At 33.3% G+C, this 751-nt stretch carries 1 protein-coding gene; it reads right to left on the bottom strand.

Features of this window, described 5'->3' with window-relative positions; genetic code table 11:
- Nucleotides 1–155: 155 nt before the first annotated feature.
- Nucleotides 156–638 carry a transcription elongation factor GreB gene (greB, locus tag CWB66_RS21425; protein WP_138587002.1) on the bottom strand — a complete coding sequence of 161 codons (483 nt, stop codon included), beginning with the start codon at nucleotides 636–638 and terminating at the stop codon, nucleotides 156–158.
- Nucleotides 639–751: the final 113 nt, after the last annotated feature.

The raw sequence follows: 751 nt of genomic DNA, 5'->3' as shown, positions 1-751 counted from the left end.
ATAAATATGTATAATAATTTTAGACTTGTTATTGAGCTATTTTCTTATCGCTATAATAGATCACTAATTTAATGCAATTGGTATTAGAATAAATTCATTTATAGCTTATTGGTATAATTTAAACAATCAAAAGTTAACATGATCTGAATCAAAACCTACGATATATTTTTTTGATAATCAATAGAATTTATATACCACTCCTTTTTACCTTGTGGCGTCATTACTGCAAAATCGTCATCAACCTGTTTTTTAATTAATGCACGTGCCATCGGTGAGTCGATAGAAATATAGTCCTTACGGTCGTAAATTTCGTCAGGCCCTACAATTCTGAATTTTTTAATGTCGCCTTGCTCGTTTTCAATTTCGACCCATGCGCCAAAAAAGACTTTTCCATCTTGAACGGGGGAATAATCAATAATTTTTAGATCGGGAATACGTTTGCGTAAATAACGCACACGGCGATCTATTTGGCGCAGTAATCTTTTATTGTACTGATAATCTGCATTTTCAGAACGATCGCCTAAGCTTGCTGCCCAGCTCACTATTTTTGTAACTTCAGGGCGCTTTACATTCCATAAATGATCGTGTTCTTGTTGCAGCTGTAAGTAGCCTTCGCGGGTAACTAAATTTGTTTTCACGGTATATTCTTTTTAAATGCTCATGTTGGGCAAGGTAATAAAATTAGTAAAATTTGTCGAGTTTAAAATTTTTGAAATGTTCAGTAACAATCTAAGCGGGTAATTAGTTTTGA

Origin of the sequence: Pseudoalteromonas sp. S558 (assembly GCF_005886635.1) — a bacterium.
GTDB lineage: Bacteria > Pseudomonadota > Gammaproteobacteria > Enterobacterales > Alteromonadaceae > Pseudoalteromonas > Pseudoalteromonas aliena.
The sequence above is the reverse complement of the archived record's forward strand: the minus strand, read 5'-3'. Positions and strand labels throughout refer to the sequence as shown.